Genomic DNA, 20,149 nt, shown 5'->3' with positions numbered 1-20,149 from the left:
GCAACCCAGACTGGTCGTCATCGGCAATGGCATGGCCGGCATCCGCACCGTGGAGGAACTGCTCAAGCTGATGCCGGGCATGTACCAGATCACCGTGTTCGGGGCCGAGCCGCATCCCAACTACAACCGCATCCTGCTGTCGCCGGTGTTGGCCGGCGAGCAGGAGTTCGACGACATCGTGCTCAATCCGTTGCAGTGGTATCAGGACAACGGCATCCGCTTGCATCTGAACAAGGAAGTCACCCGCATCGATCGGGTACGTCGCCGCGTGATCGCCGCCGATGGCACCGAGGCGGAATACGACCGCTTGTTGATCGCCACTGGTTCGGTGCCGTTCGTGTTGCCGATTCCCGGTAACGAGCTGAAGGGCGTGATCGGCTACCGCGATATCCAGGACACCCGCACAATGATCGAGACCGCGCGCAGCAAGCGGCACGCGGTGGTGATCGGTGGCGGTCTGCTTGGGCTGGAAGCGGCCAATGGCCTGAAGCTGCGCGGGATGGACGTGACCGTGGTGCATCTGGCCGGGTGGTTGCTGGAGCGCCAGCTCGATCCGGTAGCCGGCAATCTGCTGCAGCAGGCCCTGCGCGCGCGCGGGCTGGAGTTCAGGCTGAGCACGGCGACCAGTGCAGTGCTGGGCAACGCGCAGGGCGAGGTGATTGGCGTGAAGTTCGCCGACGGCAGCGAGATCCCGGCCGATCTGGTGGTGATGGCAGCGGGCATCCGCCCGAATACGCGGCTGGCCGAAGAAGCCGGCATCCACTGCGCGCGCGGCATCGTGGTCAACGACAGCCTGCAGAGCTTCGACCCACGCGTGTACGCAGTGGGCGAGTGCGCAAACCATCGTGGCATTGCCTACGGCCTGGTGGCGCCGCTGTTCGAGCAGGCCAAGGTGTGCGCGAATCACCTGGCGCAGTTCGGTATCGGCATCTATCGCGGCTCGGTGGCGTCGACCAAGCTCAAGGTCACTGGGATCGATCTGTTTTCCGCCGGCGATTTCATGGGCGGCGATGGCTGCGAGGAGATCGTGCTGTCCGACCCGGCCGGCGGGGTCTACAAGAAGCTGGTGATCCGCGACGACGTGCTGGTCGGCGCCTGCCTGTACGGCGACACCAGCGATGGCGGCTGGTACTTCAAGCTGCTCAAGGACGGCACGCCGATCCGGGCGCAGCGCGATCAACTGATCTTCGGAGAAAGCGCGCTGGGCGATGCCGGCACCGGCGGACAGGATCGCGCCAGTGCGATGGCCGACAGCGACGAGGTCTGCGGCTGCAACGGCGTGTGCAAGGGCACCATCGTCAAAGCCATCAGCGAGCAGGGGTTGTTCACCGTCGACGAGGTGAAGAAGCACACCAAGGCCGCCAGTTCCTGCGGGTCGTGTACCGGCCTGGTCGAGCAGATCCTGATGAACTGCCTGGGCTCCAACTTCCAGGAAACGCCGAAAACCAAGGCAGTCTGCGCCTGCACCGATCTGAGCCATGGCGATGTGCGGCGCGCCATTGCCGAACACAAGCTGCTGACCCATGCGCAGGCGTATGCCTTCATGGAATGGCGCACGCCCAACGGCTGCGCCACCTGCCGGCCGGCGATCAACTACTACATGTTGTCGAGCTGGCCGCATGAGGCCATCGACGATCCGCAATCGCGTTTCATCAACGAGCGTGCGCACGCCAACATCCAGAAGGACGGTACCTTCTCGGTGATTCCGCAGATGAAGGGCGGGGTGACCAATGCCGGCGAGCTGCGCCGCATCGCCGATGTCGCCGACAAATACGCGGTGCCGATGGTCAAGGTGACCGGTGGCCAGCGCATCGACCTGCTCGGGGTCAAGAAGGAAGATCTGGTCGATGTCTGGCGCGATCTGGGTATGCAGTCCGGGCATGCGTACGGCAAGTCGATCCGCACGGTGAAGACCTGCGTGGGCAGCGAGTTCTGCCGCTTCGGCACCCAGAACAGCACGCAGATGGGCATCGACCTGGAAACCATGCTGGCCAATATGTGGAGCCCGCACAAGGTCAAGCTGGCGGTGTCCGGCTGCCCGCGCAATTGCGCCGAATCCGGCATCAAGGACGTGGGCATCATTGCGGTGGATTCGGGGTGGGAGCTGCATGTTGGCGGTAATGGCGGCATCAAGACCGAGGTCGCCCGCTTCCTGGTCAAGGTGAGCACCGCCGAGGAAGTGCGCGAATACACCGGTGCGTTTCTGCAGCTGTATCGCGAGCAGGCGTATTACCTGGATCGCACCGTGCACTACATCGCACGGGTGGGGCTGGATTACATCCGCGCACAAGTGGTGGATGACGCGGCCAACCGGCGTGCCTTGTACGAACGCCTGCTGTACTCGCTGGAAGGCCTGGTCGACCCATGGAAGGCGCGTATCGCCGGCGAACGGAAGCAGGAGTACCAACCCTTGCGCATCGCCGCGCCGGCCGCAACGGTGGAGGAATGAGCATGCAGCAGACCGCGTGGATTCGCGTGTGTGCGCTGCAGGAGCTGCCTGCATTGGGTGCGCGCGTACTCAAGATCGAGGGCATTGCACCGATCGCCTTGTTCCGCACCGCCAGCGATCAGGTGTTTGCGTTGCGCGACCGTTGCCCGCACAAGGGCGGGCCGTTGTCGCAGGGCATCGTGGCCGGCGACACGGTGACCTGCCCGTTGCATGGCTGGGCGATCGCCTTGCAGAGCGGCCAGGCCTGCGCACCGGATGTGGGCTGCGCGCCGCGTTACCCGGTCAAGGTGGAAGCCGATGCGGTATGGATCGTGTTGCAGCCGGTATCGCTGCCGGATGCAGTCGCCGAGCCGGCCGCATGAGCGACGGCCAGCAGCTACCTTTGATCGCTGCGGCGGTACAGCCGCACACATCCGCACCGATGCATCGCATCACCCGGTCGACCTGCTGCTACTGCGGGGTGGGCTGCGGGGTGCTGATCCACAGCGAGCACGACACGCATGGCGAACGCATCGTCGGCATCGAAGGCGACCCGCTGCATCCGGCCAATCATGGCCGGTTGTGCAGCAAGGGCCTGGCCTTACCGCAGACCGCCGCCGGTACGCAGGGGCGCGTGCTCGCGCCGGAGCTGCGTCGTCATCGGCAGGCACCGCGGGCGGCGGTGAGCTGGGATCAGGCGCTCGATCACGTTACCGGCAAGCTGGCGGCGATCGTCGAGGAGCACGGCGCGGACGCGGTGGCGTTCTATCTCTCGGGACAGCTGCTGACCGAGGACTATTACGTCTTCAACAAGCTCGCCAAGGGCCTGCTGGGCACCAACAACATCGACACCAACTCGCGCCTGTGCATGTCCAGCGCGGTCACCGCCTACAAGCTGGCGCTGGGCGCGGATGGCCCGCCCACCTGTTACGAGGATCTGGAGCTGGCACAGACGGTACTGTTTGCCGGCAGCAACATGGCGTATGCGCATCCGGTGCTGTTTCGCCGGCTGGAAGAGGCGCGGGCGAAAAATCCCGCCATTCGCTGGGTCGTGATCGATCCGCGTCGCACCGACACCGCGGCTATGGCCGACCTGCACCTGGCGATCGAACCCGGGACCGACGTCGCCCTGTTCAACGGCATGCTGCACCACCTGATCTGGGAGGGTCTGGTGGATGCGCGTTTCGTTGCGGCGCATACCGAGGATTTCGACGCCCTCAAGCACATGCTGCGCGAGTACACCCCGCGCATGAGCGCCGAGATCTGCGGTATCTCGCACGAGGACCTGGTGCAGGCGGCCGAGTGGTTCGGGCGTAGCCCGGCGGCGCTGTCGCTGTACTGCATGGGCCTGAACCAGTCCGCGCAGGGCACCGACAAGAATCTGGCCCTGATCAATCTGCATCTGGCGACGGGGCAGATCGGCAAGCCGGGCGCAGGGCCGTTTTCGCTGACCGGCCAGCCCAATGCGATGGGCGGGCGCGAGGTCGGCGGCATGGCGACGATGCTGGCGGCGCATCGCGAGATCGGCAATGCCGACGATCGTGCGGAACTGGAACGTCTGTGGCAGTTGCCCGCCGGCCGTCTGAGTGCCACGGCCGGCACACCGGCCGTGCAGTTGTTCGAGCGTCTGCGTGCGGGCACGTTGAAGGCGGTGTGGATCGTCTGCACCAACCCCGTGCATTCGATGCCGGAGGTGGAGGGCATTCGCGCCGCACTGGAACAGGCCGAACTGGTGATCGTGCAGGATGCGTTTTCCGGCACCGACACCGTGCCGTATGCCGACGTGCTGTTGCCGGCCGCCAGTTGGGGCGAGAAGGACGGCACCGTGACCAACTCCGAGCGCCGTATCACCCGCGTGCGCAAGGCGGTGGACGCGCCGGGCCAGGCGCGCGCGGACTGGTGGATCGCCCGCGAAGTCGCACGCCGGCTCGAAGCGCGTCTGGCACCTGCCAGCGGCGCAGGGCTGTTCGGGTTCGACAGCACCGTGCAGATCTTCGACGAGCATCGCGCGTTGACGGTGGGGCGCGATCTGGACATCGGCGGGCTGGATTACCCGCTGCTGGATGACGCGCCGCAGCAGTGGCCGTTCCCTGCCGGTGCCGCACACGGGCAGGCGCGGCGCTATACCGATGGCATGTTCGCCACCGGCAACGGGCGCGCGCGCTTCCACGCCACGCCGTATCGCAAGGTGGCCGAGCCGACTTCGGCCCGCTTTCCGATGCGCTTGCTGACCGGCCGCCTGCGCGATCAATGGCATGGCATGTCGCGCAGCGGACGCGTGCCGGCAGCGTTTGCGCATAGCCCCGAACCCGCGTTGCGCATGCATCCGGACGACGCAGCGCGGCGCGGCCTGGTCGCCGGCGAGCTGGTGCAGATCGCCAGCAAGCGCGGTGCGCTGGTGCTGCCGCTGGAACTGTCCGACGAACTGCGCTCGGGCAGCGCGTTCGCCGCAATGCATTGGAGCGGGCAGCACCTGTCCAGCGGCGGCATCAACGAAGTGAGCAGCCCGGCGGTGGATGCGCGCTCGCAGCAGCCCGAGCTCAAGCATGCGGCGGTGCGGGTGGAGAAGGCGGTGTTCGGCTGGCATCTGCTCGCTGCCCGGCGCGGCGATGCGTTGGCCTTGCAACAGGCACTGCAGCCGCTGTTGCGCGACTGCGGCTATGCATCGCTGCGGCTGCATGCCGAGCCGCTGGCCGAGGCCGGCGGGCACTGGGCGGTCCTGCACGCGGCCTGCGAACGCGCGCCGGATGCGCATTGGCTCGATCGCCTGATCGCCGCATTGCAGTTGCCGGCCGGCGCAGACGTGCTGGAGTACCGCGACCCGCACCGCGGGCTGCTGCGTCGTGTGGGCTGGCGCATGCAGGACGGCCACAGCCATATCGACGGCCTGCTGCTCAGCGCGGCGCAGCCCAGCGAGGCCAATCAGGCGTTGTTGCGTAGCGCATTGGCAGGCCGGCCCTGGCGCGGCCCGCGGCTGGCGGTGTTTGCGCAGACGCAGGGCGCACCCAGCGACCCGATCGTCTGCAGCTGCATGCAGGTGTCGAGTGCTGCGATCCATGCCGCCATCGACGACGGCGCTGACCTGCACCAGCTCAAACAACGCCTGGGCTGCGGCACGGTCTGCGGCTCCTGTGTTCCGCAACTCACCCGGCTGTGCCGGCAACCCCGACACGCCTGAGTGCCTGTCCCGACCTCCACATATTGCGAGACCTGCTCATGTCAGTCATTCCGTCCTGCGCGCGTGATGTGGTGTTGTTGTCCGCCGGCCCCGGCGATCTGGATCTGCTCACCATCAAGGCGGTCAAGGCGCTGGCTGCCGCGCAGGTGGTGTTGCTGGACGATCTCGCCAACCCGCAGATCGTCGAACTCGCACCGCAGGCGCGGGTGATCCGGGTCGGCAAGCGCGGTGGCTGCCGCTCGACGCCTCAGGACTTCATCTGCCGGCTGATGCGGCGCTACGCCGTGCAGGGCTTGCGCGTGGTGCGCGTCAAAGGCGGCGAGGCGCTGCTGTTCGGGCGCGCGGGCGAGGAGATCAGCTTCCTGCGCCGCGCCGGTGTGGGCGTGCAGATCATCAACGGCGTCAGTGCCGCATTCGCCGCCGCATCCGCACTGGAAGTGTCGCTGACCCATCGCAGCCATTGCCACGGCATCACCTTCGTCACCGCGCATACGCACGATCACGGCGAGCCGAATTGGGGCGCACTGGCCGCCAGCGGCACCACGCTGGGCATCTACATGGGCCTGCGGCGTGCCGATGCCTTGGCTACCGCGTTGCTGGCGCATCTGCCGGCCAGCACGCCGGCGGCCATCGTGCAGGCCGCCACCCGGCCCGAGCAGCAACGCCGGCTGACCACCCTGGGCGAGCTGGGACTTACCGCCGCCGGCATGCTGCCGGGCTTGCCGACCTTGCTGCTGGTGGGCGCTGCCTTGTCCGAGGCGGCAGCGCAGTGCGACGACCGCTTCGGCATGGCGCTGGAGCAGGCAGCGGGGTGAGCGCGATCTGCTGAGCGCCGCGTGCGGCGATCCGCGCACCATCGTCGGCGCGTCTCAACGGGCAACGCGGTGTGCGAAGCACGCCCGCGCGGGTGTCGCTACGTGATGCGCACGCGCTACAGGCGAGAGGTCACACCGAGCAAGGCCGGCCTGCGGTGAGCAGTGCGCAGCATGTAGCCGCATCGCTTGCCGCTCCCGGTTCCGGTTTTCTGGCGCATTGGACAGCAGTGGACAGGGCAGGACAGTGATTGATCAGACCCATGCTGCATGCCCGGTGGAGCGGCGATGGCTGCACAGTGAGTTAGGCGTTATGGCCGCATTGGTAGCGCTACCGATGGATAAAAAGCGGACCCTCCTGCGGCGCGTGGCAGGAGTGCAAGATTTGCACAGCGAGCGCAGCTGTTTTTTCCTGCATTGTGGCGCTTGGCGCCGTCTCGCATGGCTGCACGGCTTGGCACGATAGTTGCGTTACCCCTCCTACCAGTGGCGTGATCGACGCATCGAGAGGAGGCACAGTGGAAGACGGACAAAGCAGTACTCGTAGCCGGCGCGGTTTTGCCGCATTGGATCCTGAAAAGCGCCGCGTGTTGGCGAGCAGCGGCGGCAAGGCAGCACATGCCAGCGGGAACGCACACGAATTTACCAGCGACGAGGCACGCGAAGCTGGCCGCAAGGGCGGCCAGGCCGTGAGCCGCGATCGCGATCATATGTCGCGGATCGGCAGCAAGGGTGGGCGTTCCAAGCAAGCCAAACCTCAGGAAGAGGCCGTCTAGGCGAGCGTTCGGCGCGCATCCGGCGCGCCGTTCTCGCTGCAGCGGACCGCAGGCCCTGCACGTCACGTGCAGGGCCTGCGGCGTTTTTGCGGACACCTCCGCCGCGTCAGCAGATCGGCCTGAACAATCGATTGCAGTTGTGTGTGTTCTTTGAAGCATTTGCGTCTTGCCTTGCTCGGCCAAGCTGTGACGCAGAGGTTGATGTGCAATGCATCGTCAGGCCCTGGGAAGTTTTTTCACTCGTCCTCGCGCGCACGCGATCGATTGCAGGGAAATATCTGCCCATTCCCCGGCGCGCTCACCCAGGCGACTGCAGGATTTGCATCCATTGCAGAATTTTCCTGATCGGCGGCCCGGGCTGGCTCCCTGAGGGTTGATGGAAGGCTCGGGATGCCACTGCATGGCAGCGCGTCTGCGTTGGCCCTTGCGACCGACAAGCATTGCAGCCGTGTCAGCGCACACGCAGCGTCAAGCCAACGACCGCTTCGTCACGACATTGCGCCTGCCGAAGGTGACGCGCCCGTTGTCGCGGGACTTGTCGACGCGCACACTCGCAAAGTCGGCCCTAACCGGACTCGACCTTACGGGCGGTTGCCGTCATCGGGTTCGTCGTCGAATGGACCGCCATGCTCGGAGCGCTTACGCTGGCCGTCTTTCATTGGACGGCACCGGTAATGACACAGCGCATGGCGTATCCGATCGGCACACCACGGCAGCCCTGGGGCGAGGCAGAGCGCGCTGCATGGCGCGCACGCCAGCTGCGTCAGCGCAGTCATGCTGACGATGTGGTGCAAGTGATCGATGCACTGGATGCCAGTTATGAGCGCGTGCATTACGGAACGATCCCGGCGGCATCCGAGCAATACCCGTTGATCGCGCTGCGCAGCGTGGCGTGGGACGCCGCTTTGCCCTGCGCGCTGGTGACCGGTGGCGTGCATGGCTATGAAACCAGCGGCGTGCAGGGCGCGCTGCAGTTTCTGCAGCAACGCGCGGCGGCCTATGCAGGCAAGCTCAATCTGCTGGTGGTGCCTTGCGTCAATCCATGGGGCTACGAGCGGATCCAGCGCTGGAATGCCGATGCCATCGACCCCAATCGCGCGTTTCGCCAAGACAGCCCGGCCGCCGAGTCGGCGGCCTTGATGCAACTGGTCGCCACAGTGGCCGGACAGATGCTGGTGCATATCGATCTGCACGAAACCACCGACAGCGACGAGAGCGAATTTCGTCCGGCCCTGGCCGCACGTGACGGCGTCGATTTCGTGCCCGGCAGCATTCCCGATGGCTTTTACCTGGTGGGCGATAGCGAGGATCCGCAACCGCAGTTTCAGCAGGCAATCATTGCCGCCGTCGCCGAGGTCACCCATATCGCACCTGCCGACGCGAACGGCCAGATCATCGGCGCAGCGGTGGTCGCTCCTGGCGTCATCAACTACCCGGTGCGGCGTCTTGGCCTGTGCGCGGGCGTCACCGACGCGCGCTATCGCACCACTACCGAGGTGTATCCGGACAGCCCGCGCGCAACGCCCGCACAGTGCAACGCCGCGCAGGTGGCTGCGATCTGCGCGGCGCTGGACTACGCGCTCGCCCAGCGCTGACAGCATGGACTGGCGCCAGATCGACGCTGGCGTCGCGGCGATGTCAGCCATCTGCAGCACGGCCCACGCATGCATGCCCTGAGCCACCGCACGGCTAGACTATGCAGTTCTTCAAGCGCATGGACGACCCCGAATGACTCACGATGCGATAGACGGTGCACGCAGACGCCTGCTGGGCGGCGCGATGGGAATGGCCATCAGCGGCGGCGTGCTTGCCAGGCAACCCAAGACGGAGAACACGATGGCGCAGGACACGCAGTGGCAGGACGGCAGCTGGCTCAATCGGCCACGGACCGTCGCAATCAGCGGCGGCACCTTGGACGTGGTTACCGACAAGGCCACCGACTTCTGGCGCAAGACGCATTACGGGTTCACGCGCGATAGCGGGCATTTTCTCGGTATCACCGCCGCAGCGCGCTTCACTGCGCAGTTGCGGGTGCGCGCGCAGTACGAGTCGCTCTACGATCAGGCCGGCATCATGGTGCGTGTGGACGAGCAGCATTGGGTCAAGGCGGGTATTGAACTGAGCGATGGCCGCGCGATGCTCAGTAGCGTGTTGACCAACCCGGTCTCGGACTGGGCGACCGGCCCTTACGAGGCCGACCCCAAGGACTTCTGGATACGCGCCACCGTTGCCGACGGCGTTCTGCGCCTGCAGGTGTCGGCCGATGGCCGGACCTGGCCGCTGGTGCGGCTTTGCCCGTTTCCTGTTGCCGATACGTACCAGGTCGGGCCGATGTGCTGCACGCCGGAGCGTGCCGGGCTGAAGGTGCGTTTTTCCGACTGGACGCTGGGTCCGCCGCTGGGCAAGGACTTGCACGATCTGAGTTGATGGCCGTGTGGCAACGCAGCTTGCGCGCTGCGTTGCCACGCACATCACTGCAGGAGGCGAGGGCGGCGTAGTGTGGGTCGATCAAGGACGATGCACGCGCCGACTGCACGCGGGCAGCTCGGATCACGGCAAGCGCTGTTCTGCCACCGCGCTTGCCACATAGGCCGCCACCAGCTCCGCCTCCATCGGCCGGGCAAGCAGATAGCCCTGCGCTTCATCGCATCCCCAACTGCGCAGCAGCGCGATTTCGTCGGCGTGTTCGATGCCTTCTGCAACGGTGCGATAGCCCAGCGCGCTGGCCAGGCGTACCACCGCCTCGGCGCGCAGCTGCATGCCGGTCTTGGTGGCGATGCCGGTCACCAGGGAGCGATCGAGCTTGAGCACGTTGACCGGCAGCTCGGTGAGGTAGCCGAAGTTGCTGTAGCCGGTGCCGAAGTCGTCGATGGCGACATTGACTCCGGCGTCACGCAGGGCGCGCAGCCGTGGCACGGCCTCCACATTGCTGCGCAGCCAGCGGCCCTCGGTGATCTCCAGCTCGATGCGCTGGGTGGGGATGGCCAGCTCCCTGCAGCGATGGATGACGTCTGCGGCGAGATTGCGGTTGCCAAAATCGCGCGAAGACAGATTGATCGACATGGAGAAGTCCAGCCCCTGCGCACGCCAGCTGGCCAACTGCACCAATGCGTTTTCGATCACCCAGTTGGTGACGGTGCACATCAAGGCGGTCTTTTCGAACAAGGGGATGAATTCGTCCGGACCGATCGGGCCAAGGCTGGCATGCCGCCAGCGCAACAGTGCCTCGAAGCCGGTCACCGACAAGTCTTCAAGGTTGATCCGTGGCTGGAACACCAGCCGGAAATCGCCTGCTTCCAGCGCCTTTTCGGCATCCAGTGCCAACCGGTACGAACGCTGGATCGCGTCGTCGTGCGAGGCGCTATACCAGCATACGATGGCGTGATTGCTGATCGCATCACCCAGTGCCACCAGCCCCTTGCGCATGACGTCGTTGGTGTCCGGTTGTTGCGGTGCAAAGCGCACGACGCCAGCGTGAAAGGTCAACGACATCGGGATGCCGGCTGCGTCCATCGGCGCATGCAGCATGTCGCGCAGATCGAGCAACAGGTCTTCCATCTCGTCGGGCGCGGAATTCAACAGAAAAAACGCAAAGCGCATCGGTGCCACGTGATAGACGGTGGCCTTGCCGCGCAGCGCGCGCGTCAGTACATAGCTGGCGTGGCGCGCCAGTTCTTCCAGCGGCTGCATGCCCAGTGCCTGACGTGCTTCATTGGCTGCCTGGGTGTCGTAGACCTCGATGAAGGCAGCGATGGTCGGTACGCAGTGGCTGCCGAAGGCGAGGGCATCCAGGTCCGACTGCAACTGGCGTGCATTGAGCAGGCCGCTGTGCGGTTCGCGCCGCCCGGCGCCGAACTGCAGTTCCAGTTGCGCCGCGGCCACATTGGCGAACATCAGCAGCTGTTGGTGTTCCTGGCTGGCCAGGCGACGCTCGCGCGTATCGATCACGCACAAGGTGCCGGAGACGCCGGTCTGCGGTGCACCGACCGGGACGCAGGCAATAAAGCGCGCCGGCAAGCCCGGGAAGGCGGCGTCGCCCAGTTGGATCGGGGCAAGGGCGGCAGGTTCGATCAGTTCCGTGACGCCATTGGGCGCCGCAGACGCATGCCGGCACAATTCAATGGCCTGCTCGACATGGGCGGCACTGATGCCGCGCGCCGCCAGCACGCGCACGCGGCCGCCCTCGACGATGGTCAGTGCGGCCGCAGGCGCAACCAGAGCATGGCATAGCAGACGCGCGATCTGATCGAGCGGCTCCATGCCCCCCAGGTCGATCGGCACGCCCGACCAGTCGAACTGCTGTTGCTGCCGTTTGCTGTCCAAAGCGAGCGTCATGTCGTCAGTTTCCGTGTTGAAGATCACACACTGCCTGGCTACTACAAACAAACCGAGGTCGTTGACAGGTGACGATCATCGGGCACTAAAACCTTTTCGAATAAGCCGGCCTCTTCAATAGACTCCATCGCAGGATATCGAGCGCGACAATAAACTGGACGGGCGGAGTGGCTGCACACAAATACCGCAATCAATGAACGGCGTCGACAGTTGGTGGTGGTCTTAATGGTAAAAGCGGGCTCATTAAATCAAATGACGGCGCTGCATCGATCAGGCTTTCACTCCTGCACCGCAACATTCCACACAAAAGTTGTAGTCGAAATGGTTCGGCTCGCTAATATCCGGGTGACCGCATCAGATCGCTTTAAATCATTCGGACTCATCCAGCCATATTCCGCTTTACCGCTGAATTATGCCATGTTTTTATTTGAATTCTGCCGCACATGATCTGTGGCGCCTGCCGCATGAGGTGGCGCGATAACGCTAACGGGCACGAGTAAACCAGTCGACAGTTTGGGCGTGTGTCATGGATAGTTTCGTGGTTAGTGATATTCGGCACAGTTTCAGGCATGGCGCTTTTCCTATTAATCTCCCACTATTATTCGCAGGGAATGGTATTAAACGTCCTCATCCGTAGGCGATACCGGTTGGTACGGCACAAGCTGTTTTAAACCGACTCGACAGTAAATCAACTTTCTGCTGTTGGAGAGCGCGTGTGTGTGTGCGTGAGTCTCTGCACGGCGATACAGGGGGAATAAAATGAATCGTGCATTTGCGCTGGTCTGGAACGCGGCGATTGGTAATTGGGTGGTGACGCACGAGCTGGTACGTCGGCGGCGCAAGCCCGGGGCAACCCGCCGCAGCGTGTCGAGCCTAGTCGTGCTGGCGGTGGGAGCCGCCGCACCGATGCTGGCCTGGGGGGCGTGCACACCTGCACTTCCAGCAGCGGGCGCCACCGTCACCTGCACGGGGTTGCCAATCACCAGCAACAGCTTCGCAAGCAGCGCAAACAACCTGACCATCAACGTTGCGGCAGGCACGCAGATGACCGCCGGGCTGCTGGGCGGCACCGCCATTGCGCTCACCGGCACCAATGCCACGCTCAACAACAGCGGTACGATCGACCCCTCGGCGCTCGGCCTGTTGTCGGTGTTGAGCACCGGCGTCAGCATGGGCAATGCCAGCTCCACCGCGGTGACCGCCAATAATCTCGCCACCGGCGCGATTTACGGCACCGGCGGCCTACTGGGGGCGAACCTGCTCAATCTCGATGGCATGGCGCTTGGCATCACCTCGGCCAGCAATGGCGTCGTGCAGATCAACAATGCCGGGCTGATCGATAGCCGTGCATTGTTGAACCTGTCGGTGCTGAGTGCGGATACGCCGGTGATAGCAGTCAGCGGCGGCGGTACCGTCAATGCGGTCAACACCGGCACCATCAACGGGCGCGTCGGCTTCCAGAGTTCGGCCACCGGCAACAGCTTCGTCAACGCCGGCACCATCAACGGCAGCGTGTCGATGGGGGCGGGCAGCACCAACAGCTTCACGGCGGTGACTGGCGGCAGCGTCAACAGCGGCAGCGGGCTGGCGCTGGAACTGCTTGGGCCGGGGAGCTTGCTGAGCTTCGCGCAGACCGGTGTGGTGGATGGCGGCGCAGGCGGCACCAATACGCTGATCCTGCAGAATTCGGCCACCGGCACTGGCAGCGGCAGCACCGGCGTCGGAACACTCAGCACCGCGCAGTACATCAATTTCGGCAGCCTGCGCGTCAACAGCGGCACCTGGTCGGTGGGGGGCGGAAGCAACTTCGGCAGTAGCGCGCTCAATGGCGGCGTACTGCAGTTTGCCAATCCTGCGCAGCTAGGCACTGCCATCACCGCCAACGGCGGTGCGCTGGAGGCGACGGCCGCCGGCCTGAGCCTGTCGCCTGCTGGCGGCATCACGTTGGGAACAGGTGGCTTGACCTTGCAGGGCGCCAATGCCCTGACCGTTGCCAGCCCCATCATCGGCACCGGTGCGCTGACCAAGACCGGGACCGGTGCGTTGAGCCTGACCGGCAGCAATACCTTCAGCGGTGGCGTCAATCTGCTCGGCGGCTCAGTGACGGTGGGAACCAATGGCGCACTGGGAACAGGCACCGTCAACGTATCTGCCGGCAGCGTGCTTTCCAATGCGGCAGTCGACTTGCCGAACGCGTTCGTGCTCAACGATTTCATCGGCATCGGCGGTGCCAATAACCTGCGACTTGGCGGCGGCATCAGCGGTGCCGGAGCGCTGAACAAGATCGGCACCGGCACGCTCACCCTGGGCGGCAGCAATACCTATGCAGGCGGCACGACGCTGGCTGCGGGGACGCTGCGGATCGAAACCAACACTGCGCTCGGAGCGGGCACGGTGACAGCCGCCGGTGGGCAGCTGGATACCAGCGCTCCACTGACCCTGGCCAACAATGTTGCCTTGACCAATACGCTGGGCCTGGGTGCCAGCGGCAATGCGCTGACCCTGACCGGTACGCTTGCCGGTGCGGGTGGTGTCAACAAGACCGGCACTGGCACGCTCGCGCTCAACGGCGCCAACACCTTCGCTGGCGGAACCACGCTGGCATCGGGCACCTTGCAACTGGGCAGTGCCTCGGCACTGGGAACCGGCGGCTTGAACGTCACCGGCGCGTCCAACCTCAGCAGCAGTGCGCCACTGACGGTGGCCAACGGCATCAGCCTTGGCGGACCCTTGAACTGGACCGGCGCGCAGGCGCTGACATTGAGCGGTGCCATCAACGGTGGCGGCAGCCTGATCAAGAGCGGTGCGGGCGACCTCACCCTGACCGCTAACAACGCCTACACCGGTGGCACCAGCTTGAGTACCGGGCGCCTGGTGGTGGGCTCGAACGCGGCCCTGGGCACCGGCACCCTGACCGCAAGCGGCGGCGAGCTGGATGCCACCGCTGCGGCAACCCTGGGCAACACGATTGCACTCACCGGTAGCTTGGGCGTGGGCAGCAGCGGCAATGCCTTGAACCTGACCGGCGCCATTGGCGGCACCGGTGCGTTGACCAAGCTCGGCACCGGCAGCTTGACCCTGGGCGGCCTGAACACCTATGCCGGCGGCACCAACCTCACTGCCGGCACCTTGCAGGTGGCCAGCGGCACCGCGCTGGGCACGGGTGCGTTGAACGTCACCGGCAATGCGGCCCTGCAAAACACGGCGGCCACCTCGTTGAGCAACGCGATCGCGTTGACTCCAGGTGCGCTGACACTGAGTGGGGCGCAAGCACTGACACTGAGTGGCGCGATCAGCGGCACCGGGAGCCTGATCAAATCCGGCAGTGGCGACCTCACCCTGAGCGGCAACAATCTGTACAGCGGCGGCACCACGCTCAGCGCCGGCACACTGACGGTGGGCAGCGACACCGCGCTCGGTGTTGGCGCGCTCAGCGCAGCAGCCGGTACCACCCTGGCCAATGCAACCGTCAGCACGCTGTCCAATGCCATTGCCTTGGCCGGCCTGGTCAATGTGGGTGGCAGCAACGCGCTCACGCTTACCGGCGCCATCACCGGCGTGGGCAGCCTGGACAAGCTGGGCCCCGCCAGCCTGACCCTGGCCGGTAACAATAGCTACACCGGCGGCACGCGCCTGAGTGCAGGCAGCCTGATCCTGGACAGCGACACCGCCTTGGGTCTTGGCACCCTGACCGTCGGCGGCGGACTGCTCGACAGCACCGCCGCACGCGTGCTCGCCAACAACGTGGCGCTGGAAGCGGACCTGCAGCTCGGCGGCAGCCAGGATCTCACCCTCACCGGTGCGGTCAGTGGCGTGGGTGGCGTGGTCAAGGACGGCAATGCTGCATTGACGCTGGCTGGACCCAACAGTTTTGCCGGTGGCGTGGATCTCAATGCAGGCGCGCTGCTGATCGGCGACGGCGCAGCACTGGGCACCGGGGCGCTGACCGCTGCCGATGGCACGCAGCTGCAGGCCACTGCCGCGACCACGATCGGCAACGCTGTGGTGCTCAACGGTGCGCTTTCGCTCACCGGCAACAACGATCTGGGCGTCACCGGCATCGTCAGTGGCGCAGGCAGCCTGCTTAAGCAGGGCGCCGGTGCGTTGACCCTCACCGGCAACAATGTCTATACCGGCGGCACCTTGCTCGACACCGGCATCCTGTCGGTCGGCAGCGACAGCGCACTCGGCACCGGCGCGCTCACCGCTGCCGATGGCACGCAGCTCACTGCCAGCACGGCGGTGACCTTGCAGAACGCGGTCAATGTCGCCGGCCAACTCGCCATCGATGGTCAGAACCTCACCCTCGATGGCGTGGTCGACGGCGCCGGTCGCCTGATCAAGAACGGCACGCAAACGCTCACGCTCAATGGCAACAACACCTGGGCGGGCGGACTGCAACTGCAGGGCGGCGCAGTGGTGGTCGGTAGCGACACGGCACTGGGCTTGGGCACACTGAGCGCCGCCGCGGGCACCACACTGGATGCCAGCAGCGCGGTGACGCTGGGCAATGCACTTGCGTTGAATGGCGCACTCACCTTGCCTGGCACGCAGGACATCACGCTCAATGGCGTCGTCAGCGGCAGCGGCAGTCTCGACAAGCAAGGCGCTGCCACGCTGACCTTGGCCAATGCCAATACCTTCAGCGGCGGCGTTGCGCTGGATGCGGGGCGTGTGGTGCTCGGCAACGACGCCGCGCTGGGCGTGGGTGCGCTGCTGGTCGGCGGCCCTGCCGAACTGGATGCCGCTGCCGCGCTGACGCTGGGCAATGCGGTGCAGTTGAACGATCAGCTCACGCTGGTCGGCAGCAACGATCTCGGTTTGAACGCTGCGATCACCGGCACCGGCAGCCTGATCAAGAATGGCGCCACCACGTTGTCGCTCAACGCGAGCAACAGCTATAGCGGTGGCACGACGTTGACGGCCGGCACCATTGCGGTCGGCGCCAACGACGCACTCGGCACCGGCAGCCTGTCGGTGGTCGGCAATGCAGCGCTGAGCAATGCGATTGCGGTGGCGCTGGGCAACGACATCGCGCTTGGCGCAGCGCTCACCGTGGATAACGGTGCGGACATGCTGGTCAGCGGCAGCATCAGCGGTACAGGCGACTTGATCAAGACCGGTGCCGGCACCCTGACCTTGAGTGGCAGCAACAGCTACACCGGCCCGCTGGCGATCCAGGCCGGCACGCTGGTTGCGAGCACCGCTGCGTCGCTTGGCAACGCCAGCAACGTCGATGTCGTTGCAGGGGCGGTGCTGAATCTCAGCAACGGCGGCCTGATCAGCGCGCTCAGCGGCGCCGGCAATGTCACTACCGATGCCGGCGGTACGCTGCAGTTGGGCGGTGGCGATTTTGGCGGCAGCCTTGGTGGTGGCGGCAATCTGGACAAGGTCGGCGCCGGCACGGTGCGCCTGCTCGGCAACAGCGCGATCGGCGGTGCCACCCAGGTCAGCGGCGGTACCCTGGATGTGATCGGCACCCTGGGCACCAGCGCAGTGAACGTGGCGCTAGGCGGCACGCTGACCGGCACCGGCACCACCGGCAACGTGGGAAGCAATGTGACCATCGCCGACGGTGGCCGGCTTGCATTGACCAGTGGCTCCTCGCTCAGCGTGGGTGGCCTGACCCTGGCACCGGGTGCGTTTTTGGATGTCGCACTGGCAGCGCCGAGCAATACGCGGCTGCTCGCGGTCAATGGCGACCTCACCCTGGACGGCACGCTCAACATTACCGACATCGGTGGGTTCGGCACGGGTGTGTACCGGCTGATCGACTACACCGGCCTGCTCACCAACAACGGTCTGGCGATCGGCCTGTTTCCGGGCAGCGTGGATCTCAGCCAGCTCGCACTGCAGACCGCCATCGGCCAGCAACTCAACCTGGTGGTGACGGCACCGGGCAGCATCGTGCAGTTCTGGGATGGCGCGCAGACCACCGCCAACGGCACCATCGATGGTGGTGCAGGGACCTGGGGTGCGGCGACCAACTGGACCAACCAGGACGGCAGCGCCAACAGCACCTGGCAAGGCGATTTTGCGGTCTTTGCCGGCAACGCAGCCGCCGTCGGCGTGGTGGGCACGCAGAGCATCGGCGGCCTGCAGTTCGTCACCGATGGCTATCAGCTGACCGATGCCGGCGCGGGTGGACTGGCTGTGACTGCGCCGTTGACCGCGATCCGTGTGGATCCGGGTGCAACCGCCAGCATCGATGTCGCCATTTCCGGTAGCGGTGGCGTGGAAAAGCTCGACACCGGCACGCTGGTGCTCGATGCGGCCAACAGCTATACCGGCGGCACCGCCCTCAGCGGCGGCACCCTGGTGCTGGGCGACGCGCAGGCGTTGGGCACCGGCACCCTGACCGCAGCAACCGGCACCAACCTCGATAGCAACCAGGCATTGGCGGTCGGCAATGCAGTGGTACTCGATGGCGCGCTCAACCTGGTCGGCAGCAACGACCTGCGCCTGTCCGGCCCGATCAGCGGCGCGGGCAGTGTGATCAAGAACGGCGCGTCCACGCTCACGCTCGACGGCGCCAACAGCTACGTCGGCGGCAGCGTGTTGAACGCAGGCACCCTGGCGGTTGGCAGCAACACCGCGCTCGGTGTCGGCAGCCTGTCGGTGCTGGGCAATGCCACCTTGAGCAACGCGATTGCGCTGGCACTGGGCAATGCGGTCAATCTCGGTGCCGATCTGACCATTGCCAGCGCGGACGATCTGGGCCTGACCGGGGTGCTGAGTGGCGCGGGTGCCTTGACCAAGACGGGCCTGGGCACCTTGACCTTGTCCGGCGGCAACACGTTCACCGGCCCGGTGTCGGTGCAGGCCGGCGTGCTCGCCACCGCCGCCCCCGGCGCGTTGGGCAACACCAGCGTCGTGGATGTGGCCGCAGGTGCCGGGCTCTCGCTCGGCAGCAATGCGGCCCTGAGTGCAGTGACCGGGCAGGGCAATGTCGCGGTGCTGGGCGGCACCACGCTGCAGCTTGGCGCCAACAACGTCGGCAGTACTTTTGCCGGCAGCCTGAGCGATGCAGGCAATCTGGACAAGGTCGGCACCGGCACCTTGCAGCTCACCGGCACCAGCGCGCTCGGCGGCACCACCCAGGTCACCGCCGGCACGCTGGACGTGGATGGCACGCTGGCCAGTGCAGGTGGCCTGACCGTGGGCAGCGGTGCCAGCTTGAGCGGCAGCGGCGTGGTCGATGCGGCGGTCACGGTGAATGACGGCGGCCGCCTGGTGGTGACCAGTGGCGCAGTGTTGACCACCGGCAGCCTGAGCCTGGCTCCCACTGCCACGCTGGACGCGTTCCTGGGCATCCCCAGCCAGACCGGCGTGTTGGCGGTCAATGGCGATCTCACCCTGGACGGCACGCTCAACATCACCGACATCGGCGGCTTCGGCACCGGTGTGTATCGCCTGATCGACTACACCGGTGGCTTGACCGACAACGGCCTGGGCATCGGCACGCTGCCAGGTACGATCGATCCCACCCAGCTGACGTTGCAGACCGCGCTGGCCCAGCAGATCAACGTGGTGCTGCTGGCGCCCGGCAGCAACGTGCAGTTCTGGGATGGTGCGCAGACGGTTGCCAATGGCAGCATCGATGGCGGCGCAGGCGTCTGGGCCGCAGGCCCCACCAACTGGACCTCGATCGATGGGCTGAGCAACAGCGACTGGCAGAGCAGTTTTGCCGTGTTCGCCGGCACCGCGGGTAATGTAGGCGTGCAGGGCACGCAAGGCATCACCGGCATGCAGTTTGTCAGCGACGGGTATGTGCTGAGCGATGCCGGCGGCGGTGCATTGAGCGCCAATGCGGCCACCACCATCATCCGGGTCGACCCTGGCGTCACCGGCACCATCGATGTGGGCATCGGCGGCACCGGCACGCTGCAGAAACTCGACACCGGCACGCTGGTGCTGAGCGCCGCCAACACCTACACCGGCGGCACCGCGCTCGGCGGCGGCACGCTGGTGCTGGGCGATGCGCAGGCATTGGGCACCGGCACGCTGACCGCGGCAGCCGGCACCAGCCTCGATACCGATCAGGCATTGGCCGTGGGCAATGCGGTGGTGCTCGACGGTGCGGTGACGCTGCTAGGCAGCAACGATCTCGTCCTGACTGGCGCCATCAGCGGTGCCGGCAGCGTGATCAAGACCGGTGCATCCACGCTCACGCTCAGTGGCAACAACAGCTATGCCGGCGGGACCGCGCTGAGCGATGGCACCTTGTCGATCGGCAGCAACAACGCGCTGGGCACCGGCAGCCTGTCAGTGGTCGGCGCTGCGGTGCTGACCAACCCTGTTGCCGCAACCGTGGGCAATGCGGTCGTCCTCGGCGCTGCGCTGAGCGTCGACAATCCGGCAGACCTCACGCTTGCCGGCGATATCAGCGGCAGTGGCGCCTTGATCAAGACCAACACCGGCACGCTGACACTGGACGGCAGCAGCAGCTACACCGGTGGCACGACGGTCAACGCCGGCACGCTGGTTGGCGACAGCGCCAGCCTGCAGGGAGCCATCGTCGACAATGCGACGCTGGCGTTCAACCAGGTGGCCGATGGCGTGTTCACCGGCTCGATCACCGGCACCGGCAACGTGATCAAGGATGGCGCCGGCGCACTAG

At 65.8% G+C, this 20,149-nt stretch carries 9 protein-coding genes; 8 read left to right on the top strand and 1 reads right to left on the bottom strand.

What is annotated here, in order from left to right:
- Positions 1–31 precede the first annotated feature (31 nt).
- The 7 genes from nirB to AC1KVE_RS20345 all read left to right on the top strand — a co-directional run bounded on the left by nirB (position 32) and on the right by AC1KVE_RS20345 (position 9,621).
- A complete protein-coding gene (nirB, locus tag AC1KVE_RS20375; RefSeq protein ID WP_228911806.1) occupies positions 32–2,449 on the top strand; it encodes a nitrite reductase large subunit NirB in 2,418 nt (805 codons plus the stop codon).
- Positions 2,446–2,811, top strand: coding sequence for a nitrite reductase small subunit NirD (gene nirD / locus AC1KVE_RS20370; RefSeq protein ID WP_184578006.1), 366 nt, complete (start codon positions 2,446–2,448; stop codon positions 2,809–2,811). Before nirB ends, nirD begins: the two co-directional genes overlap by 4 nt.
- On the top strand, positions 2,808–5,606 hold the full coding sequence (locus tag AC1KVE_RS20365) for a nitrate reductase (protein WP_481092851.1): 2,799 nt from the start codon (positions 2,808–2,810) through the stop codon (positions 5,604–5,606). Before nirD ends, AC1KVE_RS20365 begins: the two co-directional genes overlap by 4 nt.
- A gap of 68 nt (positions 5,607–5,674) precedes the next feature.
- Positions 5,675–6,421, top strand: a complete 747-nt coding sequence (gene cobA / locus AC1KVE_RS20360; protein ID WP_181142323.1) for a uroporphyrinogen-III C-methyltransferase — start codon at positions 5,675–5,677, stop codon at positions 6,419–6,421.
- A gap of 515 nt (positions 6,422–6,936) precedes the next feature.
- Entirely contained in the window at positions 6,937–7,194 is a 258-nt protein-coding gene (locus tag AC1KVE_RS20355) for a KGG domain-containing protein (RefSeq protein ID WP_024940389.1), read from the top strand.
- A gap of 674 nt (positions 7,195–7,868) precedes the next feature.
- Positions 7,869–8,789 (top strand): M14 family metallopeptidase, encoded by a 921-nt coding sequence (locus tag AC1KVE_RS20350; RefSeq protein WP_481092852.1) that lies wholly within the window; start codon positions 7,869–7,871, stop codon positions 8,787–8,789.
- A 133-nt stretch (positions 8,790–8,922) separates the two neighbouring features.
- Entirely contained in the window at positions 8,923–9,621 is a 699-nt protein-coding gene (locus AC1KVE_RS20345; protein ID WP_228911789.1) for a DUF1349 domain-containing protein, read from the top strand.
- Positions 9,622–9,744: 123 nt separating this feature from the next.
- Here the strand turns inward: AC1KVE_RS20345 and AC1KVE_RS20340 are convergent, their stop codons facing one another.
- Positions 9,745–11,556 carry an EAL domain-containing protein gene (locus tag AC1KVE_RS20340; protein ID WP_102581663.1) on the bottom strand — a complete coding sequence of 604 codons (1,812 nt, stop codon included), beginning with the start codon at positions 11,554–11,556 and terminating at the stop codon, positions 9,745–9,747.
- Between the two features lie 732 nt (positions 11,557–12,288).
- Between AC1KVE_RS20340 and AC1KVE_RS20335 the strand changes: the two genes are divergently transcribed.
- A partial coding sequence (locus AC1KVE_RS20335) for an autotransporter-associated beta strand repeat-containing protein (protein ID WP_481093107.1) occupies positions 12,289–20,149 on the top strand: 7,861 nt, incomplete at its 3' end.

It is taken from the genome of Xanthomonas sp. NCPPB 2864 (genome assembly GCF_056675615.1).
The sequence above is the reverse complement of the archived record's forward strand: the minus strand, read 5'-3'. Positions and strand labels throughout refer to the sequence as shown.